This window comes from Ruegeria sp. AM7 (genome assembly GCF_056535965.1).
In genome coordinates this window covers 519,294-545,880 of record NZ_JBQFJE010000003.1, presented here as the reverse complement: position 1 = coordinate 545,880, position 26,587 = coordinate 519,294, and the positions used below count along the sequence as shown (strand labels likewise).

24 protein-coding genes and 1 pseudogene are annotated in these 26,587 nt (G+C 60.0%); 6 read left to right on the top strand and 19 right to left on the bottom strand.

Annotated features, from left to right (window positions below):
* Positions 1-12: 12 nt before the first annotated feature.
* From ruvB to ruvC, 3 genes are read right to left on the bottom strand one after another with little or no spacing between them, the layout of a single operon-like run.
* Entirely contained in the window at positions 13-1,032 is a 1,020-nt protein-coding gene (gene ruvB / locus ACR3EG_RS06400; RefSeq protein ID WP_170354911.1) for a Holliday junction branch migration DNA helicase RuvB, read from the bottom strand.
* Positions 1,033-1,036: 4 nt separating this feature from the next.
* On the bottom strand, positions 1,037-1,714 hold the full coding sequence (gene ruvA / locus ACR3EG_RS06395; RefSeq protein WP_480494270.1) for a Holliday junction branch migration protein RuvA: 678 nt from the start codon (positions 1,712-1,714) through the stop codon (positions 1,037-1,039).
* Positions 1,711-2,208: a crossover junction endodeoxyribonuclease RuvC gene (gene ruvC / locus ACR3EG_RS06390; RefSeq protein ID WP_170354909.1), complete on the bottom strand. Its 498-nt coding sequence runs from the start codon at positions 2,206-2,208 to the stop codon at positions 1,711-1,713. Before ruvC ends, ruvA begins: the two co-directional genes overlap by 4 nt.
* A gap of 333 nt (positions 2,209-2,541) precedes the next feature.
* Here ruvC and ACR3EG_RS06385 point away from each other — a divergent pair, with 333 nt between their 5' ends.
* Complete coding sequence (locus ACR3EG_RS06385; protein ID WP_480494268.1) at positions 2,542-2,754, top strand: DUF1127 domain-containing protein; 213 nt, start codon at positions 2,542-2,544, stop codon at positions 2,752-2,754.
* A 106-nt stretch (positions 2,755-2,860) separates the two neighbouring features.
* On the opposite strand, the gene ACR3EG_RS06380 is transcribed toward ACR3EG_RS06385, so the two are convergent.
* The 4 genes and pseudogenes from ACR3EG_RS06380 to ACR3EG_RS06365 all read right to left on the bottom strand — a co-directional run bounded on the left by ACR3EG_RS06380 (position 2,861) and on the right by ACR3EG_RS06365 (position 7,775).
* Positions 2,861-3,205 carry a hypothetical protein gene (locus tag ACR3EG_RS06380; protein WP_170355063.1) on the bottom strand — a complete coding sequence of 115 codons (345 nt, stop codon included), beginning with the start codon at positions 3,203-3,205 and terminating at the stop codon, positions 2,861-2,863.
* 104 nt (positions 3,206-3,309) lie between these two features.
* A complete protein-coding gene (locus ACR3EG_RS06375; RefSeq protein WP_480494266.1) occupies positions 3,310-4,182 on the bottom strand; it encodes a 50S ribosomal protein L11 methyltransferase in 873 nt (290 codons plus the stop codon).
* 64 nt (positions 4,183-4,246) lie between these two features.
* Positions 4,247-5,479 (bottom strand): annotated as a pseudogene (locus tag ACR3EG_RS06370) (MFS transporter).
* Between the two features lie 73 nt (positions 5,480-5,552).
* A complete protein-coding gene (locus ACR3EG_RS06365) occupies positions 5,553-7,775 on the bottom strand; it encodes a primosomal protein N' (protein ID WP_480494264.1) in 2,223 nt (740 codons plus the stop codon).
* Positions 7,776-7,834: 59 nt separating this feature from the next.
* Here ACR3EG_RS06365 and fsa point away from each other — a divergent pair, with 59 nt between their 5' ends.
* From fsa to ACR3EG_RS06345, 4 genes are all read left to right on the top strand, one after another.
* A complete protein-coding gene (fsa, locus tag ACR3EG_RS06360; RefSeq protein WP_170354905.1) occupies positions 7,835-8,488 on the top strand; it encodes a fructose-6-phosphate aldolase in 654 nt (217 codons plus the stop codon).
* A gap of 200 nt (positions 8,489-8,688) precedes the next feature.
* Positions 8,689-9,396, top strand: coding sequence for a DUF484 family protein (locus ACR3EG_RS06355; RefSeq protein WP_480494263.1), 708 nt, complete (start codon positions 8,689-8,691; stop codon positions 9,394-9,396).
* Positions 9,393-10,313 carry a tyrosine recombinase XerC gene (locus ACR3EG_RS06350; RefSeq protein ID WP_480494261.1) on the top strand — a complete coding sequence of 307 codons (921 nt, stop codon included), beginning with the start codon at positions 9,393-9,395 and terminating at the stop codon, positions 10,311-10,313. The genes ACR3EG_RS06355 and ACR3EG_RS06350 overlap by 4 nt, the downstream gene beginning before the upstream one ends.
* 69 nt (positions 10,314-10,382) lie before the next feature.
* A complete protein-coding gene (locus tag ACR3EG_RS06345; RefSeq protein ID WP_170354902.1) occupies positions 10,383-11,078 on the top strand; it encodes a CDP-alcohol phosphatidyltransferase family protein in 696 nt (231 codons plus the stop codon).
* Here ACR3EG_RS06345 and ACR3EG_RS06340 read toward each other — a convergent pair.
* From ACR3EG_RS06340 to ACR3EG_RS06305, 8 genes are all read right to left on the bottom strand, one after another.
* A complete protein-coding gene (locus tag ACR3EG_RS06340; RefSeq protein ID WP_480494259.1) occupies positions 11,075-11,542 on the bottom strand; it encodes a hypothetical protein in 468 nt (155 codons plus the stop codon). The genes ACR3EG_RS06345 and ACR3EG_RS06340 overlap by 4 nt on opposite strands.
* Before the next feature lie 75 nt (positions 11,543-11,617).
* The gene (locus ACR3EG_RS06335; protein WP_480494257.1) at positions 11,618-12,073 is read right to left on the bottom strand and encodes a methylated-DNA--[protein]-cysteine S-methyltransferase; all 456 of its coding nucleotides are present in this window, start codon (positions 12,071-12,073) and stop codon (positions 11,618-11,620) included.
* A 122-nt stretch (positions 12,074-12,195) separates the two neighbouring features.
* Positions 12,196-15,246: an isoleucine--tRNA ligase gene (ileS, locus tag ACR3EG_RS06330; RefSeq protein WP_480494255.1), complete on the bottom strand. Its 3,051-nt coding sequence runs from the start codon at positions 15,244-15,246 to the stop codon at positions 12,196-12,198.
* A 165-nt stretch (positions 15,247-15,411) separates the two neighbouring features.
* A complete protein-coding gene (locus ACR3EG_RS06325; protein ID WP_480494253.1) occupies positions 15,412-18,105 on the bottom strand; it encodes a DUF2339 domain-containing protein in 2,694 nt (897 codons plus the stop codon).
* A gap of 263 nt (positions 18,106-18,368) precedes the next feature.
* Entirely contained in the window at positions 18,369-19,079 is a 711-nt protein-coding gene (locus ACR3EG_RS06320; RefSeq protein ID WP_480494251.1) for a VIT1/CCC1 transporter family protein, read from the bottom strand.
* Positions 19,080-19,133: 54 nt separating this feature from the next.
* Positions 19,134-20,123 carry a YcjF family protein gene (locus ACR3EG_RS06315; RefSeq protein ID WP_480494250.1) on the bottom strand — a complete coding sequence of 330 codons (990 nt, stop codon included), beginning with the start codon at positions 20,121-20,123 and terminating at the stop codon, positions 19,134-19,136.
* Positions 20,116-20,571 (bottom strand): N-acetyltransferase family protein, encoded by a 456-nt coding sequence (locus tag ACR3EG_RS06310; protein WP_480494248.1) that lies wholly within the window; start codon positions 20,569-20,571, stop codon positions 20,116-20,118. Before ACR3EG_RS06310 ends, ACR3EG_RS06315 begins: the two co-directional genes overlap by 8 nt.
* The gene (locus ACR3EG_RS06305; RefSeq protein ID WP_480494246.1) at positions 20,568-21,980 is read right to left on the bottom strand and encodes a YcjX family GTP-binding protein; all 1,413 of its coding nucleotides are present in this window, start codon (positions 21,978-21,980) and stop codon (positions 20,568-20,570) included. The genes ACR3EG_RS06310 and ACR3EG_RS06305 overlap by 4 nt, the downstream gene beginning before the upstream one ends.
* A gap of 107 nt (positions 21,981-22,087) precedes the next feature.
* Between ACR3EG_RS06305 and truA the strand changes: the two genes are divergently transcribed.
* A complete protein-coding gene (gene truA, locus ACR3EG_RS06300) occupies positions 22,088-22,855 on the top strand; it encodes a tRNA pseudouridine(38-40) synthase TruA (protein WP_480494244.1) in 768 nt (255 codons plus the stop codon).
* Here truA and ACR3EG_RS06295 read toward each other — a convergent pair.
* From ACR3EG_RS06295 to ACR3EG_RS06280, 4 genes are all read right to left on the bottom strand, one after another.
* Positions 22,852-23,793 (bottom strand): nickel/cobalt transporter, encoded by a 942-nt coding sequence (locus ACR3EG_RS06295; RefSeq protein WP_480494242.1) that lies wholly within the window; start codon positions 23,791-23,793, stop codon positions 22,852-22,854. The two genes, truA and ACR3EG_RS06295, sit on opposite strands and share 4 nt — an antisense overlap.
* On the bottom strand, positions 23,778-24,425 hold the full coding sequence (locus ACR3EG_RS06290; protein ID WP_480494240.1) for a DUF1007 family protein: 648 nt from the start codon (positions 24,423-24,425) through the stop codon (positions 23,778-23,780). Before ACR3EG_RS06290 ends, ACR3EG_RS06295 begins: the two co-directional genes overlap by 16 nt.
* A gap of 73 nt (positions 24,426-24,498) precedes the next feature.
* Positions 24,499-25,305, bottom strand: a complete 807-nt coding sequence (locus ACR3EG_RS06285; protein ID WP_480494238.1) for a thioesterase family protein — start codon at positions 25,303-25,305, stop codon at positions 24,499-24,501.
* A gap of 8 nt (positions 25,306-25,313) precedes the next feature.
* Positions 25,314-26,549 carry an acyl-CoA dehydrogenase family protein gene (locus tag ACR3EG_RS06280; protein WP_480494236.1) on the bottom strand — a complete coding sequence of 412 codons (1,236 nt, stop codon included), beginning with the start codon at positions 26,547-26,549 and terminating at the stop codon, positions 25,314-25,316.
* Between the last annotated feature and the right edge of the window lie 38 nt (positions 26,550-26,587).

Here is a 26,587-nt window from a genome sequence, read left to right as displayed (position 1 = left end):
TGGTCTCAGGCTTCAACCAAACAGATCGCTTTGCCCCTTGGGCGCGGCCATACCCAGATGCGTCCACGCCTTTTGCGCCAGCATCCGCCCACGGGGTGTGCGCTGGATCAGCCCTTGTTGCAGCAAATAGGGCTCGATCACCTCTTCCAGCGAGTCCCGACTTTCCGACAGCGCCGCCGACAGCGTTTCGATCCCCACCGGTCCCCCAGCGTAATTTTCGGCAATCAGCTTGAGATAGCGCCGATCCGCACCGTCCAGCCCCAGATTGTCCACGCCCAAACGTGTCAGCGCGCCGTCGGCCAGTTCCTGCGTGATCCGCCCGTCGCCTTCGACGATGGCGAAATCCACCACCCGACGCAGCAGCCGTCCCGCGATGCGCGGCGTGCCGCGCGACCGGCGCGCGATCTCACGCGCGCCTGCGTCATCCGCTGGGGCGCCCAGCTTGCGAGCATTACGGGTGACGATCTCGTGCAGTTCATCGACGGTGTAGAATTGCAGCCTTGTCGGAATGCCGAAACGGTCGCGCAAGGGCGTGGTCAGCAGACCCATTCGCGTGGTCGCTCCGACCAGAGTAAAGGGCTGCAACTCAATCCGAACGGTCCGAGCGGCGGGGCCTTCGCCGATCACCAGATCCAGCTCAAAATCCTCCATCGCCGGGTACAGCACCTCTTCGACGGCGGGGTTCAGGCGGTGAATTTCGTCGATGAACAGAACGTCGCGCGATTCCAGATTGGTCAGGATAGCCGCCAGATCGCCCGCTTTGGCCAGCACCGGGCCAGAGGTCATGCGAAAATTCACCCCCAGCTCGCGCGCCATGATCTGTGCCAGCGTCGTCTTGCCAAGGCCCGGAGGGCCATGGAACAGTGTATGGTCCATCGCCTCACCCCGCTGACGGGCCGATTGGATGAAGATGCGAAGGTTGGCGCGTGCTTCGGCCTGACCGATGAATTCATCCAATCCCTGAGGGCGCAGGGCGCGGTCATTGTCCTCGGGCAAAGGGTCAGGGCGCAGAGTGGGATCGGCGTCAGTCATTCATTCAGCCTTTTGGAGCCAGCAATTTCAAAGCCGCCCGGATTAACTCGGCCTCGCCCGCATCCGGCAGGCTGGCGGCCGCTTCAGCCACGGCCGAGGCCGCCTCGGACGGGCCGTACCCCAGATTGGACAGCGCCGACAATGCACCCGCCGAGGCCGCCGCATTGCCCGAGGCTGGTTTCGCCGCGCGTTTCGGCGCAGGCGTGGGCTCAACCAATTCGACCGTTTCCAACACAGGGCCATCCATCGCCTCGGTCACGGTCCCGCCCATGGCCATCACACCCGGCGCTTTGTCTTTCAGGTCCAGAACGATGCGCTGCGCCGTCTTCGGCCCCACACCCTTGGCCGCCTTGACCGCGCCCCAATCGCCCAAAGCAATCGCGCGGCTGACGCCATCCGGGCCCAGCGCCGACAAGATCGCCAAAGACACTTTGGCCCCTACGCCTTGAACGGAACACAGCAGCCGATGCCATTCCTTTTCGACCAAAGACAAGAACCCATACAATTGCATCAGGTCTTCACGCACGACCATGTCCGTATAGATCGAGACCGCCTCACCCACGCCCGGCAAGGCCGCCATGGTCCGGTCCGAGCAATAGACGATGTACCCAACCCCGCGCACGTCGATCAGGACGTGATCCGCCGCGCGGTAATCCAGCCGCCCTGTGAGTTTACCGATCATGCCCGCACCTCTTTCATCCGCGCCTGCGGCGCTGTGCCGTAATAGGAATGACAGATCGCAATCGCTAGCGCATCTGCCGCATCCGCGCCTTTGGGCTGACACCCGGGCAGCTGCAGTTTGACCATGTGCAAGACCTGCTCTTTCTCGGCGTGCCCGACACCTACCACTGTTTTCTTGACCCGGTTCGGCGCGTATTCCCCCACCGGCAACCCCGCCTGCGCCAGCGTCAGCAGCGCGACCCCGCGCGCCTGGCCCAGTTTCAGCGTGCCCGCACCGTCCTTGTTCACGAATGTCTGCTCGATCGCGGCTTGATCGGGTGCGTGTTCGGCGATCACCTCGACAATCTGGTTGTGCAGAGACAACAGCCGCTCACCCAAATCATCCCCATCCGATTTGCACAGCCCGTTGGCCACGTGGCTCAGGCGGCTGCCATGCGATTCGATGACGCCCCATCCCAGGGTTCGTAGCCCCGGATCAATGCCCAAAATCCGCATGTTGTGCCCCAGCCTGCTCGGGTTTTTGTGATCTTTCTTACGGGTTAGCACGAAGCGTGAACATTTTCCAAGCGAATTGACGGGCGGGCTAAAAACGACAGACCTGTTTCGCCACCGACATATCGGTCAATTTACGACAGCGGAAAGCCTGTTTTCGACATGTTTCATGACCGTAAAATGGCCTTAATATTAAGGGGTTTTCACATATTCCGAGACTTGCAAAAAACGCATAGGACACATGCGTTTTCATCACTTGCAGTGTCAGAACGACATCCCTAAATGCCCGTCAAATCGAATGACACTCATGGAACTCTAACCAGAAGGAAACAGGATATGGCTGCACTGGATACCACCCGCGCCACCACTGGCTCATTCGGCCCTGCTGGCCGTATCGGCGGAATTTTCGCATCGGTTGTAAACGCCGTTATCGAATGGAATGACGCCCGCATGACCCGTAATGCGCTGAGCGGTCTGACAGATCGCGAACTGGAAGATATCGGCCTGTGCCGTGGCGACATCGACGTCGTGGCAGAAGGCCGCCGGTAGGGATTAGCACACCCCCACCACTCACAAGCCCCTTTCTCCCTCGGGGGCAAAGAAGAACGCCGCGCATTCATCTATGCGCGGCGTTTTTCGTCAGAGCAGACGAAACTCAGGGCAAATATTTGGCGACCTGAGTTGAGAGAAACGAAGAAAGCGGATCAATCTGCATGATCCACGCACCAGCTTTTTCGACCTGAGTGCCTTCGGCAAGGCTGTCCACGCGATACTGATACCCGCCAGAACCTAAGCTCGTAAGCAAGAAAGTTTTGAATGCGATAAAGCCCAAAAAAGCCATCACAAGAACTTTGAACGGCACAGCCGACTGAACACGCTGCGGCCTCATAACGACAAGACCATCTTTGCGCATCGTCGCGCGATAGCCTCGGCTGAGTTTTGCGTGCTTTTTGTTCAGGCGATGAATGCGCTGATCAAATTCCAGTTGTTTTCCAGTCATGGCAGCCTCCACAAACCGCCCCCGATATCCATGCTTGAACGGTAAAAAGAGATTGCGCCAAAAAAGTGGCAGGAATCCACAAAACTCCTGTAAATGGCCCGAATTTAGCCCTGTTTGCTTAAGATTAGCGTCGTCCACTCGCCAATCTGGGATCTTTGGGTAAGATTGAACTCGTTTTGAGAATAAACCAAGACCACATCATCGGCCTGTTCGTTCAGGATTCCAGATAGAATCGCATACCCGCCAGCGTTCAGATTCGCCCCGATCTCGGGTGCCAACGCGACTAGAGGGCCTTTCAGGATGTTGGCAAAAATCAGATCGTAGGGCGCATGTGCTTTCAGGTCGGGATGGTCGAACCCCGCCGCCTCGACACACTGCACCTGTCCGGCCATGCCATTGGCTTTCAGGTTCGCCTCGGCCACATCGACGGCCACCTGGTCAATATCGCTGGCGATGATATCACCCTGCCAGACCCGCGCTGCGGCCATGGCCAGAACTGCGGTGCCGCAGCCGATATCGGCCACCTTCGTCGCCTCGAACCCCTCGTTCAACAGCTGATCCAGCGCCTTTAGACACCCCAGCGTTGTGCCGTGATGCCCGGTGCCAAAAGCCATCGCGGCCTCGATCAGCAGAGGAATGCGGCCTTCGGGCAGTTTGTCCGCGTCGTGGCCGCCATAGACAAAGAACCGCCCGGCCTCGACCGGGGCGAGTTCGCGGCGCACATGGGCGACCCAGTCGGTTTCGGGCAGTTCCGAGACGACAAAGGGCTTGGCCTCGAACGCGGCGGCCAGAACGGCCAGCGCGGTTTCATCCGGGGTTTCGGTGAAATAGCCGCCAACTTCCCAAAGGCCCGAGCCGTCCTCGACCTCGAACACACCAACGCCGGTGGGCTCTGGTTCCAGACGCTCCATTGCTTCGCCCAAGCCTTCGGCGGCTTTCTTGCCCGTCAGAGTGGTCAGCGCAGTGAATGTGGGCATGGGGGCCTCCTGTTTGGGTTTCCCCTGCGCCTAGGCCGCCGGGCAGGCAAGGTCAAGCGCTGGCTTATTCCGCAGGGGCCGGGGCGTATTTTGACAGGATAGTCTCATTGCCGGGTTCCGGGTGGCGCGGGATCAGCAGCGACAAGGCCAGCGAGATCATCGCCATCGCTGCCGCCAGCGTAAACACCGCGCCGGGCGAGACCACCCACAGCAAACCCAGCAACGCCGGCAGGAACACGGCGGCGATGTGGTTGATCGTGAACGCCACGGCTGCGGTTGGTGCGATATCGGCAGGGTCGGCGATTTTCTGGAAATAGGTTTTCAGCGCCAATGCCAGGGCGAACAGCACATGGTCAATCACATAAAGGATCGCGGCCAGCACCACGCCCCAGCCAAACCAATAGATGCCGCCATAGGCCGCGAACACGATGGCCAGACCGGCATATTCAAAGATCAGCGTGCGGCGCTCGCCGAACACGGATACGGCTTTCCCCAGCATCGGGGCGGCGGCCATGTTGATCACCAGATTGATCAGGTAGAGGCTGGTCAGCTCATGCACCTCGAACCCAAATTTCTCGACCATCATGAAGCCTGCGAAGACGACAAAGATCTGCCGCCGGGCACCGGCCATGAATTGCAGCGCGTAATACAGCCAATAGCGTTTGCGCAGGATCAGCTTTTTGGTCTGCGGCGTGGGCGCGTCGAATTGCGGATAGGCCAGCAGGCAGAACAGCGCCAACAGGGCCGTCACGCCGCCCGCCGCCATGAAGACGAGGTTATAGGATAGATCGAACCGGTCCCATGTCAGCACGATCAAACCGTAAACCACTGCTGTCGCCGCTGAACCCATGGCCACCAGCCAGCCCAACACCTGCGGTGCGCGATCCTTGGGCAACCATTGCAGCTGCAGCGACTGGTTCACTGTCTCGTAATAGTGAAACCCGATCTAGCTGAACAAGGTCACAAACAGCAGCCCGCCAAGGCTGGGGAACCACGCCGTGATCGCCGTCGCAACGCCCAGCATCATCAGCGAGATCATCGCCAGCACTTGCTCGCGAACAAAGATGATCACCGCAATCACACCAACGGCCAGAAAGCCCGGAATTTCGCGAACGGTGTGCAGCAGACCAATGTCTGCCCCGTCGAAATTCGCCACTTCGATGACGAAATTGTTCAGCAGCGCGCTCCATGCGTTGAACGCAATGGGCATCATCATCGCCATCATGAACAAGAGCGTTATGGGACGGCGCCAGAATGGAAGGCTCTGCGCGTCCGAGAGCGGCATGGGTTTCAGCATGATACCGCTCTACGCTCATTTTTTCGGTTTGGCGAGGGGGCAGACGCACAGGCGGTCTGCACCGGTGCAGAGATCAGTAAAAACTCTGTGGGTCGATATCCACAGTTAGGCGAATGTCGCCCTTCAGACGCAAGGGGGCGATCCAACGAGCAATTGCGTCCTGAATGGGCGCGCCTTTGGGGGCTTTGACCAGCAGGCGCACACGGTGCCGCCCGCGGATCCGTGCGATGGGCGCGGGCGCAGGTCCGAAGACTTGGGCATCTATGGCGCGTAGCGGCGCATCGTTGCGCGCCATCGCGTTGCCGATGTCGAAAACCGGACCAACCTCGGGGCCAGACAAGACGATCCCGGCCATGCGCCCATAGGGCGGGACGCCAGCGGCCTGACGCCCGGCGGCCTCGGCCTTCCAGAACCCTTCCTCATCGCCCGACAGAATGGCGCGTATCACCGGGTGTTCGGGCTGGAAGGTTTGCAACAGCGCCTGCCCCGGTTTGTCCGCCCGTCCGGCCCGGCCCGCAACCTGCCGCATCAGTTGGAACGTGCGTTCCGCCGCACGCAGGTCAGCACCATGCAACGACAGGTCGGCATCAATCACCCCGACCAAAGTCAGCTTCGGAAAGTTATGCCCCTTGGCCACCAGCTGCGTGCCGATGACGATATCCGCGTCGCCCTCGGCAATCTCCTCGATCTTGGCCTTCAACGCGCGGGCCGAGCCGAACAGGTCGGAACTCAGCATAGCGATCTTGGCCTCGGGGAATGTGGCCTCGGCCTCTTCGGCCAGCCGTTCGATCCCGGGGCCAACCGGGGCCAGCTTGCCCTCGACCTTGCACGAGGGGCAGGTGTCGGGCATCGGCTTGGTCTCGCCGCATTGGTGGCACATGAGACGTTTCAGAAACCGATGTTCGACCATTCGCGCATCGCAGTGATCGCAGGCAATCTGCTCGCCGCAAGCCCGGCACAGCGTCACCGGCGCATAGCCACGGCGGTTGATGAATAGCAGTGATTGCTCGCCGCGCTCGATCCGCTGCCGCACTGCCTGTCGCAGCGACGGCGAAATCCACGTCCCCGGCTGCATCTGCTCGGCCCGCATGTCGATGGGCTTCATCTCAGGCAGAACCGCCCCAAAGCGCGAGGTCAGGTCCAGCCTCTCGTACTTGCCAGCCTCGGCATTGGCCCAGCTTTCCAGCGAGGGCGTGGCGCTGGCCAGAACCACCCGCGCGCCGCAGATCGAGGCGCGCAGCACTGCCATATCCCGCGCGCTGTAATGCACGCCGTCTTCCTGTTTGTAGGATGTGTCGTGTTCCTCATCGACCACCACCAACCCCAGATCGCGGAACGGAAGAAACAGCGCCGAGCGCGCACCGACCACCAACTGCGCCTCACCCTGCCCGACCATACGCCAGACCCGGCGGCGCTCGGTCATGGTGGCGCCCGAGTGCCATTCCGCCGGTCGCGCGCCAAACCGCGCCTCGACCCGCGTCAGGAATTCGGCGGTCAGGGCGATCTCGGGCAGCAGAACCAGTGCTTGCCGCCCCATGCGCAGGGCTTCGGCCACGGCTTCCAGATAGACCTCGGTTTTGCCCGAGCCGGTGACGCCCTTCAGCAATGTCGTGCCATAGTCGCCGGTCCGCTGCCCGGCCTGCAGGCGCGCAACAGCGGCGGACTGATCGTCGGTCAACACCTTACCCGGCAAGTCCGGGTCTAGACGCGGATAGGGCAGATCACGCGGGCTGTCTTCCTCGCGCACCGCGCCTTGCTTGACCAAGCCTTTGACGACCGAGGACGTCACCCCCGCCTGCTCGGCCAGTTCCTTCAACGTGAACGCCAACCCGCCATAGTCGCGCAGCACCTCAAGCACACGGGTTCGCGCGTCGGTCACCCGGTCGGGTTCGGCATCCCCCAAACGGTAGATTTTCCGCATCGATGGCGGATCGCCCAGCCCCGGCGCGCGGGTCGCCAGCCGGAGCATCGCAGGCATCGGCGTCAGCGTGTAATCGGCCACTTTTCCCAGAAACAGGCGCATCTCTTCGCGCATTGGCGCAACCTCAAGCACCCGGATCACCGATCGCGCCTTGGCCAGATCAAAGCCCCCCTGCCCCGGCCCCCAGACGACACCCAGAACCTTGCGCGGCCCAAGCGGCACCTCGACAAATGCGCCCAGAAAACACCCGCCCTCGGGTGCCTTGTAATCCAGCGTCCGGTCCAGCGGCTGCGCGGTCAGCACCGCCACCAGTTCACCGTGGTCGAAATACTCCTGCGCGCTCACCGCATCTCCTCGGGTCGGGGGTTTCAGCATCGGTGTTATTGGGGTAAAGCCATCCGCGACCAAGGCCAACCCATCAAAGGACTGCCCTCATGAAATTCTTCGTAGACACAGCCGAGATCGACGCTATCGCCGAACTGAACGATCTGGGCATGGTGGACGGTGTGACCACCAACCCCTCGCTGATCCTGAAATCAGGCCGCGACATTCTGGAAGTCACCAAAGAGATCTGCGATCTGGTCGACGGCCCCGTATCCGCCGAAGTCGTCGCCACCGAAGCCGACGACATGATCGCCGAAGGCCGCAAGCTGGCCCAGATCGCGCCGAACATCGCCGTGAAAGTTCCGCTGACATGGGCAGGGCTGAAAACCTGTAAAACCCTGTCCGACGAAGGCCAGATGGTCAACGTGACGCTCTGCTTCTCGGCCAACCAGGCACTGCTGGCCGCCAAAGCGGGCGCAACTTTTATCTCGCCCTTTATCGGACGTCTGGACGATATCAACCTCGACGGCATGGACCTGATCGCCGATATCCGTCAGATCTATGACAATTACGGGTTCGAGACCGAAATTCTGGCCGCATCCATCCGCACCGTGAACCACGTAACAGACAGCGCCCGCATCGGCGCCGACGTGATCACCGCTCCGCCTGCCGTGATCAAGAAACTGGCCGATCACCCGCTGACCGACAAGGGGCTTGAAACCTTCCTGGCCGACTGGGCCAAGACCGGCCAGAAAATCCTCTGATCCCTGAAGCTGCCGCGCGGTGCCGCAAGGCACCGCGCCCGGCCCAACTGCCAGCCCTGATCGCAGATCAGGGTCTTGCAGGCGGGAGAGGCCCCCGTTGCGCAAAAGACGGGAAATCCTTCCGCAAGCTCACTTTTCCCAAGGCAAATCGGTCAAGCCGTGTTATAAGGCGGCAAAACATAAAAAAGACCGGACGGGACATGAGCAGCAATACCAAACTCAAGGACACTCTCCGTGAGGCTATTCTGGCCGAGCCTGATGCAGTTCTCGACGACAAGGACCTGATGCAGGCGCTTGTCGCCGCCAATGAACAGGCGCGCGGAGACAACATCATCGACCTGCGTGGCATCGCCATGCAACGTCTCGAAGCACGACTGGATCGGCTTGAAGACACGCACCGTTCGGTGATCGCCGCCGCTTACGAAAATCTTGCAGGCACCAATCAGGTCCACCGCGCAATCTTGCGCCTGCTGGAGCCCACAGGGTTCGAAGACTTCCTGCGCACGCTCGGTAAGGATGTGGCCGAGATATTGCGCGTTGATCGCATCACTCTTGTGCTGGAAACCACTGCCCTTCAGCAAGACCCTGCGATCGAGAAACTGGGCGGCGCACTGGCCGTTGTCGAACCCGGTTTTGTCGACAACTACCTGACATTCGACCGCAGCGGCCCCGCACGTGAGGTCGTGTTGCGTGAAGTCATTCATCCCACCCACCGCATATTCGGCGAGCAAGCCGACCACCTGCGGTCTGAGGCATGCATGAGACTGGATCTTGGCGAGGGTCGCCTACCGGGCATGATTATCATGAGCGCGAAGGACCCCAACCATTTCACTCCGCAATTGGGAACAGATCTGCTGACCTTTTTCGCCGGCGTGTTCGAACGTTCCATGCGCAACTGGCTGTCATGAGCCTGATCTCTCCGGCCTGCCGCGACGCGTTGCAGCATTGGCTTGAGGGACTTGTGGCCCTGTCCGGGCGCTCGGAAAATACGCAGGCTGCCTATCGCAGCGACGTGGCCGAATTTTTGTCGTTTATGACTCTGCACCACAGCGAACGCCAGGGGCTGGCCGCTTTGGCGCGAATTACGGTATCCGACATGCGCGCCTGGATGGCCGATCAGCGCAGTTCCGGCGTCGGCGCAAGGTCCTTGGCGCGCAAGCTATCTGCAGTCAAAACCTTTTATCGTTGGCTGGCGGAACGGGAAGGGTTCGAGCCGACAGCCGTTTTGTCAACGCGTGCTCCCAAATTCACCCAAAAGCTACCCCGCCCCGTGGCCGAAGACGCCGCCCGCGCCTTGATAGAAACAATCGAGCTGCAATCGACCAGCGATTGGATTTCGGCCCGCGATGCGGCCGTAGTCACCTTGCTTTATGGCTGCGGCCTACGGATTTCCGAAGCCCTTTCCCTGACTGGTGCCGACGCTCCTCTACCCCAATCGCTGCGAATCGTCGGCAAAGGCAACAAAGAACGGATCGTGCCGGTCTTGCCTGCCGCACGAGCGGCCGTCGATCGTTACGCGACACTGTGTCCGCATCCGTTGGCCAAAGACAAACCTCTTTTTCGCGGTGTGCGAGGTGGCGCGCTGAACCCTCGCGCCATTCAGGCGGTTATGGCAAAAGCCCGCCAGCAACTTGGGCTTCCTGCTACGGCGACCCCACACGCCATGCGGCACAGCTTTGCAACGCACCTTTTGTCCGCTGGAGGCGACCTGCGTGCGATACAAGAATTGCTGGGTCATGCCTCACTTTCAACCACACAGGCCTATACCGCCGTCGACACAACCCGTCTGATGGAGGTGTACGACCGTACCCACCCCAAAGCATGACGCAATGCATTTTCGCATGTCCCGGCTTTTTGCTTTGCATCTTGGGCACGCTTCGTACATGACACGCGAATGACACTCAGATTCAAAGCTCTATCCGTTCATCTTTTCACTGCAACCGGTGCAGTTTTCGCCATGCTCGCCATGCTGGCCGCCGTCGAGGAAAAGTGGAGCCTGATGTATCTGTGGCTGGTTGTGTCTTTCATCGTGGATGGAATCGACGGCCCTTTGGCGCGGCATTACCACGTCAAGCACAATGCGCCTGAATTCGATGGTGTTCTGCTGGATCTGATCATCGACTATCTGACCTATGTGTTCATTCCCGCCTTTGCCCTGTTCAAGTCAGGGCTAATGGATGGATGGACCGGCTGGTTCGCCATCATCGTCATCACCTTTGCCAGCGCCATGTATTTCGCGGATACGCGTATGAAGACCAAGGATAACTCGTTTTCAGGCTTTCCCGGCTGCTGGAACATGTTCGTCATCGTGATCTTCGCGCTCGAGCCGAATTTCTGGGTGATCCTGCTGCTGGTCTCGCTGCTGTCGCTGGCGATGTTCCTACCGCTGAAATTCGTACACCCCGTCCGCACCGAGCGCTGGCGCAATTTGACCCTGCCGATGGCGCTTGCCTGGACCTTCTTCGCAGGCTGGGCCGCCTGGGTCGATTTCCACCCCGAAAGCTGGGCACACTGGGGGCTCGTGATCACCAGCCTCTACCTGGTGTTTGCAGGGATCGCCCAGCAGGTGATCCCCCAGCGCAAGAGTTAAAGAACCTCCTGCACCTCGAACTCGGTGCCATTATGGGTGAAAACGTCGCCTTCTTGCAGCCCCGCCATCGCCAGATAAATCGGACTTTGGGTTGAGATGCCCATATAGGTCTTGCCTTCAACCTCGAACCGCGTGGTCGAGACGCAGACCACAAAGCGCCGGCTGTTGAACTTGACCACTGCGCCGGGCTTGACCGTATCGGTCACACTGAAATCGGTGTTCTCGATCACATCGATCTTGGCGTGATGCGCCTGAACCGGCGCATCAAACGCCGCAGCCAGATCTGCATTCTCGCGCGAGGCAGCCAGATCATCCTTGTCATGCCCTTCCCGGTCGTCTAGCTGAGAATCCTTCAGAAACGCATCATAATGCGCCTGCGCGGTTGCCAGCTCCTGCTCCTCCAACGACATCAGGCGGTCAATGATGGCCTTCTTGCGGGTGGCCGGGTCTGTGTGGGCGGTCATGAATTCTGGTCCCTTGAACTCTCTATCTGAGACAGATTGAGCCTCAAGCAGCGGGATTGCAACAGAAATCCGCCCTCAGATCAGCAATCCCGCCGCGCGTTCATGACGTAGCAAGGCGACCTTTGTCTCAACCCCGCCGTCGCCCGAAAACCCGCCCAGCCCGTTGGCGGCCAACACCCGATGGCACGGGATAATAACGGGAATTGGATTGGCCCCACAGGCTTGTCCTACGGGTTGCGGCGGCTGGCCCAGTTCCTTGGCGATCTCGCCATAGGTCCGCGTTTCACCCAGCGGAATGGCAAACATCAGGTCGCAAACCTGCCGCTGAAACTTCGATCCGGCGATGTGGTATGGCAGATCAAACCGGTCCAACTGCCCCCGGTCATAGGCCCGCAATTGCGCCGCAGCCTCACGCAACAAAGGCGTGACCGGCCCGTCATCCACCCCGTCCCAAACCAGACGCGTCAGCGCCCCATCGGTTTCCTCAACCCCAAGGCGGCCAAACTGAGTATCAACGGCAATCATCGGCATAGAAAAAGGGTTGCAGATGTTTCGCCAAACCCGCAACCCCAATCAGAGCGATCCGCCCCTTCATCTGGCCATAAATACCTCGGAGCGCGAGGCAGAGCCTCGCAAAACTCCAAAGCCGGACGTTAAGCCAACGCCTCGTCACAGCGCCCGCAGACACCGTCATGCGCATGACGCCCCACATCCGGCAGGATTTTCCAGCAGCGCTGACATTTTGCGCCCTCGGCCTTTTCGAACACCACCGCAACGCCCTCAATCTCGGGCACGCGGAAGGCCTCGGCGGGGGCGGGGTTGCCGCTGACGGTCAGGCCCGAGGTGATGCACATATCGTCCACATCGAAGGTGGTCAGCAGATCACGGGTTTCCTGATCCTCGACATACACAACCGGAGCAGCCTCAAGGCTGGACCCGATCACTTTGTCCTGACGCTGGATTTCCAACGCGGCGGTGACGGCACGGCGCACACGGCGCACCTTGGCCATGGCGGCCTCAAGCTCGGCATGTCGCCAATCGGCGGGCGTGTCCGGGAAATCCACAAGATGGACCGAACTGTCATCGCCCCCGAACCGCTCCAGCCAGACCTCTTCCATGGTGAAGACCAGAACCGGAGCCAGCCACGTGGTCAGGCGGTGGAAGAGGATATCCAGCACGGTCCGGGCGGCGCGGCGGCGCAGGTTGTCGCCATCGCAATAGAGCGCATCCTTGCGTACGTCGAAATAGAACGAGGACAAATCGACCGTGGCAAAGGTGAACACTGCGCTGAACACACCCTGGAAATCGAAGGCGGCATAGCCTTTGCGGACCTGTTCATCCAGATCGGCCAGACGGCTCAGCACCCAACGCTCAAGACGCGGCATATCTTCGGGCGCAACCCGGTCGGCCTCGGTGAAATCCGCCAGCGAGCCCAGCATGAACCGCATCGTGTTGCGCAGGCGGCGATAGCTGTCGGCGGTGCCTTTCAGGATCTCCGGCCCGATCCGCTGGTCGGCGGTGTAATCGGTCTGAGCCACCCAAAGACGCAGGATATCGGCACCGTATTGCTTGATGACCTCTTCCGGCACGATGGTATTGCCCAGCGATTTGGACATCTTGTTGCCCTTGGCATCCAGCGTAAAGCCATGAGTCACGACGTTGCGATACGGCGCACGGCCCTTGGTGCCACAAGCCTGCAGCATGGACGAATGGAACCACCCGCGGTGCTGGTCAGTGCCCTCCATATAGACGTCGGCAATGCCGTCCTCGGTCCCGTCCTCACGGTCCCGCAGAACGAAGGCGTGAGTCGAGCCAGAGTCGAACCAAACGTCCAGCACGTCGAACACCTGATCATAGTCATCCGGGTTGGCGATGCCGTCCAACATCTGTTCCTTGAACCCGTCCGTGTACCAGATATCCGCACCGTTTTCTTCGAACGCAGCCTTGATGCGCGCGTTCAGATCGGCGTTACGCAGCAGGTAGTCCGCGTCGGTGGGCAGGGCGCCCTTCTTGGTGAAACAGGTCAGCGGCACGCCCCAAGCGCGCTGGCGGGACAGAACCCAATCGGGGCGGGCTTCGATCATCGAATACAGGCGGTTGCGACCCGTCTGCGGCGTCCACTTCACTAACTCATCAATCGAGCGCAGGGCGCGTTCGCGGATCGTGTCGCCCATCTCGCCCATGCCATCGTCCAGCTTGCGGTCCACGGATGCAAACCACTGCGGCGTGTTGCGATAGATGATCGGAGCTTTTGACCTCCACGAATGCGGATAGCTGTGCTTGATCTTGCCGCGCGCCAGCAGCCCGCCAACCTCGGCGAGCTTGTCGATGACGGCTTTGTTGGCGTCACCCTCGCCGCCCTTGCGGGACAGAATGTACTTGCCGCCAAAAAACGGCAGATCAGCGCGGAACGAGCCATCGTCCATCACGTTATAGGTGATGACCTGCTCGAGCATGCCCAGATCGCGATAAAGCTCGAATTCCTCCATCCCGTGCGACGGCGCACAGTGGACGAAACCCGTCCCTTCGGTATCGGTCACGAACTCAGCTGCCCGGAAATCGCGGATGTCATCCCACTCGCCATTGCCGCCCTCGGCCCCGGCCAGCGGGTGGGTCAGCTGGACGCCCGCCAGCTCATCGGTGGTCACGTCGCGGACACGGGTCCATTGATCGTCGTTCAGACGGGCGCGGCCCAGTACGTCGGCGGCCAAATTGTCGGCCAGCAGGAACCTGTCGCCCACATTGGCCCAGCATTCATCCGGCGCACCGGTGACTTCGTAGAGGCCGTACGAAATGTCCTTGCCATACACGACCGCCTTGTTTGACGGCATGGTCCACGGGGTCGTGGTCCAGATAACAACGTAAGCATCCAGCAAGTCATGCGGAACAGCTTCAAGTTTTTCTGTCAACACTTCTGTCGCGTCAGTGTTCACGCGTACTTCATTGTTTTCGACATCTACAAGCGGCGCTGAACGATGCACCTTGTCTTTGTCTGTTCTCAAAACGGCTTCAATGTAGTCGTCTTTGTTGACCTTAACTACCTTGAACTTCACCCAGATGGTGAAGCTTTCCTTGTCGTGATACTCGACCTCAGCCTCGGCCAGAGCGGTCTTTTCAATGGGCGACCACATCACGGGCTTGGACCCCTGATAGAGCGTGCCGTTCATCAGGAACTTCATGAACTCATCCGCGATCACGGCCTCGGCGTGGTAGTCCATGGTGATATAGGGATCGGGCCAGTTGCCGGTGATGCCCAGACGCTTGAACTCCTCACGCTGGATGTCGATCCAGCCCTCGGCGAACTTGCGGCATTCCTGACGGAAGTCGACGATGTTCACCTCGTCCTTGTTCTTGCCCTTCTTGCGGTACTGCTCCTCGATCTTCCATTCGATCGGCAGGCCGTGACAATCCCAGCCGGGCACGTAACGCGCGTCGTGGCCCATCATCTGATGGCTCCGCACGATCATGTCCTTGATGGTCTTGTTCAGCGCGTGGCCGATATGCAGGTGACCGTTCGCGTAAGGAGGGCCATCGTGCAGCGTGAACGGCGTGCGCCCCTGTTTTTCCCGCAGGCGGTCATAGACGCCGATCTTCTCCCAACGCTCCAGCCATGCGGGCTCGCGCTTGGGCAGGCCGGCGCGCATGGGGAAATCGGTTTTGGGCAGGTTCAGCGTGTCTTTGTAATCGGGTGTTTCGGCGCACATTGGGGGCGTCCTTTGGATCATCTGGTCGTCGTATGGATCGAAGCGGTCGGTGCGAAGTCTCAAACACCTTTGCCCGGCGTCTCAGGATGTCAGAGCGCCGGGGATATAATTCGAATAATGATGGCCATCCGGTCATACATGGCCGCGCTTATAAGACGCCCACCCTCAATGGTCCAGAGGTTCCGGCCCATGCGGCGAATGGCGCAACTGCGCCCAGCGGTTAAGCCAAGCCAGACCCGCCAAAGCCAACCCCAAAGCCAGCAACGAGAACACCCGGATCAGTCCGCCCAGCCCGGCGATGTCGATCAGAAACACCTTGGCCACCGCCAGCCCAATCACCGCCAGCCCGGCTTTGCGCATCAGGTCGGATCGGCGCGCCAGCGACTGGTAGAAAACCACCGCCCCGATTACCAGAAGAGCAATGGTGTAAGTGTAAAGCTCGGGCTGGGTCACGCCGTTGCCCTCATACATGCCGGCCGCGCCCTGCCAAACATGACGGATCATCAGCCCCAACCAGACAGCCGTCAATCCACCGCTCAAGCCCCAACTGGCGCGCTTCAGCCACAGCGGAGTCGCATGAATCCTCCAGACCGACAGCCCGACTGCCAGTGCAGGCAACAAGTAAGCGACCGCAAGCGTGTTCAATAACGGCAGACCCAGAACCGGTGACGCAACCTTGTTAAGCAACGGGTTCGCATCAACCAACGTCTGAACCAATCGGAAAAGACCATGCCCGGCAAAAAACGCCGCAAGCAAATAGCGAGCATAGTTCAGCTTTCCGCCCAGTTCGAACCGCTGAACCTGCGCAAAGGCCAGAAGCAACCAGATGATCGCCAGTAAGCCCAGCCCCCAGTGGCTATTAGTGGCGTTGCCCTCGCCAAAACTCTGCAACCAGCGTTCCAGCAACAAAGACAGCAATATACCCCCGGTGGCCCAGGTGGCGCTCTCTAGCAATAGAGTTGCAACAGGCCGATTCAGTGAGCGGATCAGCAACCAACCCGACAGGAAACCAAGGGTTGCGACTGCGTAGACCAGCGTCATTTCAAGGATCGCGGCGGTACCGGCCCAGTCAAGCCCCGGGTTCAACACCAGCCGCACCGTGACTGTGAAGACACCAGCCCAGATGAACCAGCTCATCGGCGGCAGGTTGAATTTGCGATCCAGCGCGGCGGCCACGACTACCATCGCGACCAGAGCAATGGTCAGCGCCGCAGAACTCAGGACAATGACGCAGGCAAAGGTCAAACAGGATAAAGCCGAGAGCGTCGCCAGCGACGCGCGCATCCGTTGATCTCCGTCAACGCGCGAAAAACGCTCGGCAAAGATGACCATCAACGCACCCAATGCGATACTATGCAGTGCCCACGGGTAGGCTCCGATCACAGTCGCGGGGTGCCAGCCGACCTCAAGAGCGATGGCCAACGCGGGCGCAAAGACCGCAGCGGCGCCAGCCCACCCGGCCGCATATTTGTGTGCATGCATCGAGCGCCTGGCTGCAGTGACGGAAATCACCCCACCCAGAATGATCAGGACCGTGACCACCCAAGGGTAATCCGCTTCGGCGGTTTCGGCATAGGTCTCAACGAAGTGGCGCAGAACGATGCCGTTATCCCAGCCATGCATCAGAACGAACCAGACAAGGCCCAGCGCTGGCAATATAGTCGCATCCTGCAATGCCTCCGCCCGCCTGCCCCACAGCATCAATCCAAGCGCCAGCCCTGCCAGCAAGGTAACGCCCAGCCAGAACTCCGCCGGGCTATCAGCCCAATGCACCGAAAGAATCGCGGAACTAACGGCGACCGCGCCAAAGGCAACCCGCGTGGGAAATTCGGGCCATGCATCGCCCGTTTTGCGACTGATGATCTGGCTGATCATCGCGCCCTCATGATCGGGCCAGACACGCCGAATTGGTATCGCAATGGAAATCACGGCCAACGCTGTGACGCAGATCAGGTAATACGGTTCTGTCAGCGGTGAGGACAGCACCAGCAGCAGGCAAGCGGCATAGGCACCAAACAGAGTCAGGACGGATATCCACGCCCAGCGGCGCACTGTGTCGATCCCCAATCCCAAAACGGCGATCACAAAGAAATAGGCATATAGCCAGCCCGGATCCTTGGACGTACCGCCAACAACAAAGGGGGCTGCAAAGGCCCCGATCAGACCGACAGCAGCCAGCAAGGGGCCGTGGAACCAGCCAAGGATCAACCCCAACAGGGCAACAACGACCATTGCAATCAACGCGCTTTCGGGGCCGATCAAGTCGTAGAGCTGCCTAGCAGCCAGAATGCCTCCGAACAGGGTAACCAGACCGGCGCCCGAGAAAACCGAGGGCAAATATGCGGTGGCCGAGGCTTCATCATCTCCAAACCTGCGGCGGATCACTTCTCCGGCCACGATCAAAACCACACCGAAACTCAACGCGGCAATCACACGGGCGGACGGAGGCAATAACCCATTTTCGACACCGTATTGAACCAAGAATATCCCTGCCAACGCCAGTGAAAGGGCGGACACCACATAAAACCAGTTCTCTCGCAACCAGGTCGAAAGCGCAGTAAACCGGTCCTCACGAAACACTACGGCGGCAGGCGGTGTCTGCTCGGCGGCGGGTTGGGGTGTCTGCGCCTTGGACCACAGGGCGGGTTTCAGCGCCTTGTCCGGTTTTTCGGTCGGCTTGCGCGGTTCGGGTCGGCGTGGTGCAACGCTGGTTTTGGAAACATCCCCACCCAGCGCGCGAAGATCCTGCTCTAACTGTTCAACCCGACGGCGCAGGCGGGTGTGACTTACGATCAGAAAAACGATGCCTACCGGGATGGCCAGCACGATCAATCCAACAAGAACAAGAAAGGATTCCAATGGGTTCTCCGGTTGGTTTCACCGTCAGGCTACCCGAGACGCCCGTTGGGCAACAGTCAGAAAATCCGCCAGTTCGCAGGTATAACTCAGGTCTAAATGCAGCCAGACGTGAGGCGCGCGATGAACTGCCCTAAGATGATCTGCACCACCGCAATCGCCGGAAACCCGCAATTAGAGTAGTTGTTGGACAGGTAATGAAAGGCCCGAGTTTATGTCTGTTACCTTCAACAACCACCTGCGCCAAGCTGGATCAATCTAGCCCGTCAAGGATGAAACAGCGACCCCACTAGATACGCGATCAAGGCAGCAGCTCCACCGATCAACAACGTCTCGCCCCCGGATCGCCACCAAGGTGCCAGCGACCACCGGCTTTTGAGCGCACCGATGGCAAAAAACACGGCCATTGTCATCCAGGCGGAAATGGTAAAAGCCTGATCCACCCCGGCGAGGAAAGGCAACAGCGGCACCATCCCCGCGATCAGAAATGCCCAAAAGGTCGCCATCGCAGCCTTGAGAGGATGAGGGTCGACACTGCCCAGCCCGTATTCCCCTTCGATCATCAGATCGATCCAGTTGTCGTGGTTTGCAGTGATTGCGTCGGTCGCCTCGTCCAGCACTCGCCCCGACAGACCTTTCTGCGCCAAAATCTCGCGCACTTCCTCTCGCTCACCGTCGGGATACAGGTGAATATGCCGTTCCTCGATCGCGCGGATGCGGCGAATGTTGTCCAATTCAGCTTTTGTGCCAGAGTAATTGCCCGCCGCCATCGAGAAGCCATCTGCCAAAACATTGGCCAGCCCCAAGGCCACGATGATGAATGGCGAAAGGCCAGCCCCAGCAACCCCGGCCACGATCGCAAATGTGGTCACTGATCCGTCAATGCCCCCATAAACGACGTCGCGCAGCACGCCGCGGCCGGGTGGTGCGTTGATACGTTGGGCTATTTCTTGCTGGCTGTGTCCGTGCTCGGTCATGGCTGGCTCCGGGTCTGGTATGCCATCCAGTGGACGTCAGCACCTTGCGGCAGGTCAAGTTTTGGAAAACAAACCCGCCAAGGCCCGCTTGATCATTCCCCTTGTCGAGGGTTTGTGACGGTCAGAGAAGGGCAAAGGTCGACAAACCTCCATTGCGGCCACACCGACACGGGCACTGAGGGCCCCATTGACCAGACCTTCGCCGAATCTTCTGGACAGTTTGCTAAGAACCGAGCCGCCCAAAACGGGCTCCAGCAGGTCATCGCCAACCGCGACTGCTCCGGTTGCGACCAGATGAACAAAAACCGCACGGGTCAGCCGCCAACTCCCCAGAAACCCGGCGCGACCGCCATAGATTTCAGCAACGCGCCGGATCATCCGAAGCGACGCAGCCAAAGCGGTGGCGACATCTGCCAACGCCAAAGGCACCAGGGCCGTAACAGTGGCCACCTGACGGGCGGCCGCTTCGACCTCGCGGCTGGCGGCGGCGTCCAATGGGGCAAGCAATTCATCTTCGGCCAAGGTCAGCAGCCCAGAGGCGTCGAACTGTTCCCCCATACGTTCGGTCAGCTTGTCACGACCCCATTTGGTTTCATCCCGACCCTTGTAAAAAGCAATAAGCTTGGTCGTAACCGCGCGTGCCTGTGCCAGATCATCCTCGGCCAGCGCTGTGTCCGCCGCTTGCCTTATCCCGTCAACACGAGACAAACGTGCGATTGCCGCCAATTCACGCAGCGCGATGATCAGGGCGACCAACACCAGCGCTGCAAAAAGCCCCGTCACGACCCAACCCAAAACCGGCGCACGCAGCAAAAGCCCGTTCACAAAGTCCCACGCCGCGATGGACACAACAGCGCCAACAGCAGTTAAGGCCAGCCCCCAGAACCAACGCGCCAGCCGCGAGGGACTGCGAGCCGCAAGCCGGACCACGCCCTGCATCGCCTGCCCTTGAGGTTGCCCGATCTCAGGCACCGGAGGCGCCTTCGCCACGTCCACGGTAGGCGCGTCCGCTTCGAGGTCGATCAGCACGGGACCTTTAGCCATTTTCTGCCCCCTCTCTTATCCAGACATATTTAATGTCCGGCAGGTTTTCATCGTTATCGGCCCCATCGCTGCGCGCAACTTCGACAAAACCGTTATGTTCGTAGAACCGCCGCGCAGGCAGATTGGCTTGAAACGCGAACAACGAAAGCTGCGTGCGCCGGGATTTGGCATGGTCCAGCAGGTGTCGTCCGATGCCATGCCGTCGGGCAGAGGGTTTCAGGTATAAGGAATGGATTTCCGTCCCGTTCAAAGCCAGAAAACCCACCACGCGGGCGTCCAGTTCAGCCACTGTAACCCAATCCTGATCTATCATACGGTCACAGAACGCGATGGTCTCGGCCTGAGTGTGTAGCTCTGGCATCCAGTCGTTCTCGCGCGCGAAACCGTGCAGAATCTCTCCGGTCGCACCGGCATCGGTGCTGCGAGCCGGGCGCAGAGTTGCGATCACAGGCGATCTCCGATCAGAAACTGCGCTGCGCGATCCAGCCGTATATGGGGCGGTCCATCTCCGGGGCGCAGGGTCAATTTGGCGGGGGCGAAGGACATGAACCCGTATTCGGCGTCAAGCCAACCTTCGGCCCCATTGCGCGCCGCCCCCAACAGTTTCAAAGGGTCATCCGGCAATTCGCCCGGATAAAACGCCGCCTGCTTGCCATCCATCAACGTTCCTCGAACGCAGGGCAATTCTACCCCATCATGCAAACGCATTTCCTCGGTTGTCGCGCGCAATGAGGCCATCGATAAGGCCGTCGTGTCCGCCCCGGCAAAGCTGGCCCTGTCGCGGGCGTCACGAATTAGCGCCTCCATGATATGGGTCAGACGTTGATGTTGTTGGTGGTGCAAGTGGTCGGCCTTGGTGGCGGCAAACAGAATACGCTCGACCCGTTTTCCAAGCAGCAAACGGCTTAGCCAAGCGTTTCGGCCGGGACGGAATGCGGACAGGATATCAGCCATCGCGCGGCGCATATCTTCGACCGCTTGCGGACCCTTATGAATCGCGCCCAGCGCATCCACCAGAACCACCTGCCGGTCGATTCGCGCGAAGTGATCCCGAAAAAACGGCTTAACGACCTGCGACTTATACGCCTCGAACCGCCTCGCCATTTCGCGGTGCAGGCTGCGCCGGGGCGCAGGTCCATCAACCGGCAGCGGCGCGAATGTCAACACCGGGGAACCAGCCAGGTCACCGGGCAACAAAAAACGCCCCGGTGTGCAATCATAGAACCCCGCATCACGGGCCGCGTTCAGATACTCTGCAAACGCTTTCGCAAGCGCCTGAGCAGTGGGTTCGTCATGCGTGTCCGCCGGATCGGCAGCTTTAGCCTGAGTAAGAAACGTGGCAGCCTGTGGGCGCGCGGTAATGCGTTCGAGCGTCTCTGCCGACCAAGCCTCATAGGTTTTGTCCAACAAAGCCAGATCCAGCAGCCATTCACCCGGATAGTCGACAATATCCAGATGCACAGTGCGTGGTCCCTGCAAACCCGACAAAAGTCCGGACGGCCGTGCTTTGAAGGACAAGCGCAACTCGGACACGGCGCGGGTGCTGTCTGGCCAGTGTGGCTGAGGCCCGGTCAACGCCGCAAGGTGGTTTTCATAATCGAAACGAGGCACTGTATCGTCGGGCTGCGGCTGCAGGTAAACCGCATTGATCCGCCCTTCTTGCTGCGCCACCAATCCGGGCATTCGCCCACGGTCCAGCAGGTTTGCAACCAGTGACGTGATAAATACCGTTTTGCCGGACCGCGCCAAACCGGTCACGCCCAGCCGGATCACTGGTTCAAAAAAGGCTTCTGACACGGTATCGCCCACGGACTCGACGCCGCGCACCACACTGTCTGCCAGGGAAGAGATGACCAAACCGTCGCCCCGCTTTTATTGTTTCGCTCAAGATAGGTAGCCACCGCCTGACATGCCAGCGCTTTCCCGCTCTTGCCCGTGGCGGCGCGTCGCGCTACCAGCGGCCCATGCCAAGATACGCGTTGAAAGTTGAATACCAAGGAGAGCCGTTTGCCGGATGGCAGCGGCAAAAGGACCAGCCATCCGTGCAAGGGGCGATCGAAGAGGCCCTGTCGCGCATCCAACCCGGCGCGCATACCATCGCAGCTGCTGGCCGCACCGATGCAGGCGTTCACGCACTGGGACAGGTCGCCCATTGTGATCTGATCAAGGACTGGGATCCGTTCCGTCTATCCGAAGCATTGAATTACCACCTTAAACCCCACCCTGTGGCGATTGTGCAGGCGGCGCAGGTCGATGACGACTGGCACGCCCGGTTTTCGGCGGTCGAACGGCAGTACCTGTTCCGTATCCTGATGCGTCGTGCACCAGCCACACATGATGCTGGGCAGGTTTGGCAGATCAATCACCGCTTGGACGTGCAGGCGATGCAGGCCGGTGCGGATACGCTGATTGGGCGGCATGATTTTACCACCTTCCGGTCCTCGATCTGTCAGGCGGCCAGCCCGGTCAAAACACTGGATGAATTGCGGGTGGAACAAACCGACGGGTTCTCGGGCCCAGAGGTGCATTTCCACGTCCGCGCCCGCTCGTTTCTGCACAATCAGGTGCGCAGCTTTGTTGGCACATTAGAAAGGGTCGGCGCAGGCGCTTGGACACCTGAGGATGTCCAAGACGCGCTTGCGGCCCAGAACCGCGCCGCCTGCGGGCCAGTTTGTCCGCCGCAAGGTCTGTATCTGGCGCGGGTTGGATATCCTCAGCCGGTATTCGACTAAATCGCGCGCAGCAGCAGCCCGCTGGCAATAACGGCGATCACCAGACCCGCGATGAGTTCGATCGTCGGCGCCAGAACCTGCGCAAAGCGGGTGGCCGAGGCCGAGGCCAGCAACCCGCCGCGCAAACCAAGTGAGGTCCAACCGACCAGTGTTGTCACTGTCGCCGTGCCCAGTGCCATTGCAAAAGCACCGGCGATTCCAACCATCGCGATGCCCATTTGCCACGTCAGGATCAACACAAATAGCGCCCCGGTGCAGGGACGCGCAGCGATGCCCACAATCAGCAGGGCAGCCTCTTTCCAATTCCCGATCTGCGCAACTTCTTCCGCCGTCGGACCGTGCCGATGCCCGCAATCCGAACAAACCTCGTGGTCATGACCGTGATGATGATCGTGGCCGTCATGATGATGATGGTGATGATGCACCTGTGTCCGATCCGCCCGGTACCGCCTGGCGAAACTGCGTAACGCCCGGAACACCAGCCAAAGGCCAATTGCAGCGATGGCGCCATAGCTTACGGGCGCCATGACCTGCTCGGTTGTGCCAACCAAACTGTCCCGCGACATCTGGAACACCAGAACCCCGGCATACACCAGAACCACTGCAGTGACGGCCTGCCCCAAACTGGACAGCACGCTGATCGCGGACAAACGCCAAAAGGCCACCTTGCGCCCCAGCCCGTACCCTCCGATCAAGACTTTGCCGTGACCCGGGCCTATGGCGTGGAAAAATCCGTAAGCGAAACAAACAGTTAAAAGGGTCGCGACAGCCTCGGGTTGTTCCGCGCGGGCGGCGCGCAGGGATCGGGCGATCTGGTTCTGGAACTCGCGCTGTTCGCCAGCGGCCCAGGCAGCAAGGCTGTCAAACCCTCCGCTGCCCCAGAACCACAGCAGCAGGCCAAACGACAGGAGGACAGGGATAATCAGGTACTTGGACATGAAACGCGGATCTCGGTCGCAAAGCTTTCACCAACCAGCGGGATGTCATTCTCCTCAAGATCATAATTGGCATCAAGGGTCAGCAGGAACGCCCGCATCTGGGCGAGCTGGCCGTCAATATCGGGATCCGTCCGCTCTATCTGGCACGTCAGCTTACTGGACACTGTTACCGGGCGCGTAACCTCGTATGCTGTGTAGTAGGTTTCATCGAACGCCTTGGCTGACAAAGCCGCCGCTGCGACCGGTTCGCCCTCAACAGCCCTCAGATGGGTCGAGACAATGCGGCCGTTATCAGTGGTGGCCGTAGGTTCCATCGGACCCGACAGAGGGATGATCTGGCCATCTGCACGCACCACCAGATCGCCGTTATACCCTTCGATCCACTGCGCGTCGAACCCGGCCAGAAAAGCCTGTTCGCTCTCGCTCAGAATACCGTCGCCATCCTGATCAAGTTTTCTGTCCTCAAGCTCGAACAGCGAATACAGCTCATCATAGGCCCAGGTTACCCGCACATGTGTCAGATTGCCTGCGTCATCGACGATGAACTCCAGCCCCGTGTCGATGAACACATGGGGATGAGCAAAGACCGGGACTGGCAAGCAAAAGGTGAAAAGGGTCAATATCCAGCGCATGTGCGAAAGATAGGGTTTCGGCCCCGCAGCGACAACGCACTTTTGAGACAGCGCGCAGAATCCGGCCAACGGCTTAATCCGGCGGAAATAAGACAAGCGTTTGCAGCGCCGTCGCGACCGGACCTTTTGTGTCATAAAGTACGGACTGAGACATCCCGATGCCCGAGGGTTGCCAATGGCACAGTGACTCTGACGCCAACCAGTCCGAGACCGGTTCGCGGTGAACTTGCACTGTCAGGTCGGTGTTCATGAACCCCATCTCGGTGGTGGGCGCGTTCCACGAGATACCATTCCCGCAATCTGCCAGCGGACACAGTGCCTGTATCGGCGACTGTGCCTCATCGGCCAAAAGCGGCGGCGTGCGCATCCAAACGGTTTTTGGACCGGCTGCCTGATTTCCGCCTTTGGGATACAGAATGTCCGAATGGTTGGCGAAGCCCGGCAGATTGTGACGTGTTTCGCCAATCGGAAAAGGACCCGTGACCGCATCATCCAACCGAGGGGGCTGCATCGTCACGTTTGGCACTGGCCCAAGATCACGGCGCACCAGATGCATCGTCGTTGCAACAGCGCAAAGCGTGTCATCCAAATCGTGCACGGTCACCCGCGTTGTCGCCAATGTCTTTGTATGGCGCGTGGTTTCGGCAGCGACTCGCAATCCGGCCAAAGGCAATGGCCGCAATAAATCCACCGTCAGCCGGGTCAACATCTTCTCGGGCCCGACTTCGGTTTCCGCCGCACGCACGACCAACCCGCTGACCGGCCCGGCATGACAGTGCACGGCCGACCACGGGCCGCGCGCGGGATCGTTACCCACAAACGCACCGTCCTGTCGAATGTGGAAATAGGATTGCGCCTTCACGTCCGGATTGGAAACCATGGCCTTTCTCAGACTTTTTCCTGCGTGTGTTTCTTCAGCTCAGCCCGCGCGACCTGACGGCGGTGCACCGCATCGGGCCCATCGGCCAACCGCAACGTCCGCACATGGGTCCAGGCCGTGGCAAGCGGTGTGTCCTGACTGATCCCCTGCGCACCAAACATCTGCACCGCCTCGTCAATCACCTTCAAGGCTACGCGCGGGGCCACAACCTTGATCTGGCTGATCCACGGTGCTGCCGCGCGTGCATCGCCCTGATCCATGTACCACGCAGCCTTGAGGCACAGCAGGCGCGCCATCTCAATCTCCATCCTGCATTCGGCGATGATGTCGAAATTCGCCCCAAGCTGGGCCAGCTTCTTACCGAACGCCTCGCGTTGCAGGGACCGTTTGCACATCTGATCCAGCGCGCTTTCGGCCTGCCCGATGGCGCGCATGCAATGGTGAATACGCCCCGGCCCAAGACGACCCTGAGCAATCTCGAAGCCACGCCCTTCACCCAACAGTATATTTTCAGCCGGAACGCGCACGTTGGTGAACCGGATATGCATATGCCCATGCGGCGCGTCGTCATGGCCATAGACCTCCATCGGGCGCAGAATTTCGACACCCGGTGTGTCGGCCGGCACGACGATCATCGACTGCCGCTGGTGTTTAGGCTGCTCTTCCCCGGCGGTTTTGACCATCACGATATAGACCTTGCATCGCGGATCACCGGCCCCCGACGACCACCATTTTTCGCCGTTCAGGACATAGTCATCGCCGTCCCGCACGCAAGACATCGACACATTCGTCGCATCCGACGAGGCCACATCCGGTTCGGTCATAAGATAGGCCGAGCGGATTTCACCTTCGAGCAGCGGTTTCAGCCACTGCTCTTTCATCTTTTCGGTTCCGTAGCGTTCGAAGGCCTCCATGTTGCCGGTATCCGGGGCGGAACAATTGAAGACTTCGGCGCCCAATGGGGTCTTGCCCATCTCTTCGGCGAAATAGGCGTATTCCACAGTGGAAAGACCAAACCCTTTGTCGCTGTCGGTCAGCCAGAAATTCCAAAGCCCCGCAGCCTTGGCCTTGGCCTTCAGGCCCTCAAGGATTTCGGACTGACGTTCTGTATATTGCCAACGATCCCCTTTGCCGATCTCTGCGTGATATTCTGCCTCCAGCGGCATGATCTCATCGCGGATCATGTCCGCCACACGTTGTAACAGTTGAGCGTTCTCATCACGCAGGCCGAATGACATGTTCATGGGTTTTCCTCCTCCGACCCGGTGACCGGGCTTTACCT

Excerpts from the sequence above, each read along its gene's own strand:
- ACR3EG_RS06385 (WP_480494268.1), top strand. The coding sequence starts at position 2,542 with ATGGCTGCACTGGATACCACCCGCGCCACCACTGGCTCATTCGGCCCT.
- ACR3EG_RS06355 (WP_480494263.1), top strand. The coding sequence starts at position 8,689 with ATGAGCAGCAATACCAAACTCAAGGACACTCTCCGTGAGGCTATTCTG.
- ACR3EG_RS06285 (WP_480494238.1), bottom strand. The coding sequence starts at position 25,305 with ATGGTTTCCAATCCGGACGTGAAGGCGCAATCCTATTTCCACATTCGA.
- ACR3EG_RS06350 (WP_480494261.1), top strand. The coding sequence starts at position 9,393 with ATGAGCCTGATCTCTCCGGCCTGCCGCGACGCGTTGCAGCATTGGCTT.
- ruvC (WP_170354909.1), bottom strand. The coding sequence starts at position 2,208 with ATGCGGATTTTGGGCATTGATCCGGGGCTACGAACCCTGGGATGGGGC.
- ileS (WP_480494255.1), bottom strand. The coding sequence starts at position 15,246 with ATGTGCGCCGAAACACCCGATTACAAAGACACGCTGAACCTGCCCAAA.
- ruvB (WP_170354911.1), bottom strand. The coding sequence starts at position 1,032 with ATGACTGACGCCGATCCCACTCTGCGCCCTGACCCTTTGCCCGAGGAC.
- ACR3EG_RS06280 (WP_480494236.1), bottom strand. The coding sequence starts at position 26,549 with ATGAACATGTCATTCGGCCTGCGTGATGAGAACGCTCAACTGTTACAA.
- ACR3EG_RS06380 (WP_170355063.1), bottom strand. The coding sequence starts at position 3,205 with ATGACTGGAAAACAACTGGAATTTGATCAGCGCATTCATCGCCTGAAC.
- fsa (WP_170354905.1), top strand. The coding sequence starts at position 7,835 with ATGAAATTCTTCGTAGACACAGCCGAGATCGACGCTATCGCCGAACTG.
- ACR3EG_RS06335 (WP_480494257.1), bottom strand. The coding sequence starts at position 12,073 with ATGCCGATGATTGCCGTTGATACTCAGTTTGGCCGCCTTGGGGTTGAG.
- ACR3EG_RS06320 (WP_480494251.1), bottom strand. The coding sequence starts at position 19,079 with ATGACCGAGCACGGACACAGCCAGCAAGAAATAGCCCAACGTATCAAC.
- ACR3EG_RS06365 (WP_480494264.1), bottom strand. The coding sequence starts at position 7,775 with ATGCTGAAACCCCCGACCCGAGGAGATGCGGTGAGCGCGCAGGAGTAT.
- ACR3EG_RS06345 (WP_170354902.1), top strand. The coding sequence starts at position 10,383 with ATGACACTCAGATTCAAAGCTCTATCCGTTCATCTTTTCACTGCAACC.
- ACR3EG_RS06340 (WP_480494259.1), bottom strand. The coding sequence starts at position 11,542 with ATGACCGCCCACACAGACCCGGCCACCCGCAAGAAGGCCATCATTGAC.
- ACR3EG_RS06295 (WP_480494242.1), bottom strand. The coding sequence starts at position 23,793 with ATGTCCAAGTACCTGATTATCCCTGTCCTCCTGTCGTTTGGCCTGCTG.
- ACR3EG_RS06290 (WP_480494240.1), bottom strand. The coding sequence starts at position 24,425 with ATGCGCTGGATATTGACCCTTTTCACCTTTTGCTTGCCAGTCCCGGTC.
- ruvA (WP_480494270.1), bottom strand. The coding sequence starts at position 1,714 with ATGATCGGTAAACTCACAGGGCGGCTGGATTACCGCGCGGCGGATCAC.
- truA (WP_480494244.1), top strand. The coding sequence starts at position 22,088 with ATGCCAAGATACGCGTTGAAAGTTGAATACCAAGGAGAGCCGTTTGCC.
- ACR3EG_RS06375 (WP_480494266.1), bottom strand. The coding sequence starts at position 4,182 with ATGCCCACATTCACTGCGCTGACCACTCTGACGGGCAAGAAAGCCGCC.
- ACR3EG_RS06315 (WP_480494250.1), bottom strand. The coding sequence starts at position 20,123 with ATGGCTAAAGGTCCCGTGCTGATCGACCTCGAAGCGGACGCGCCTACC.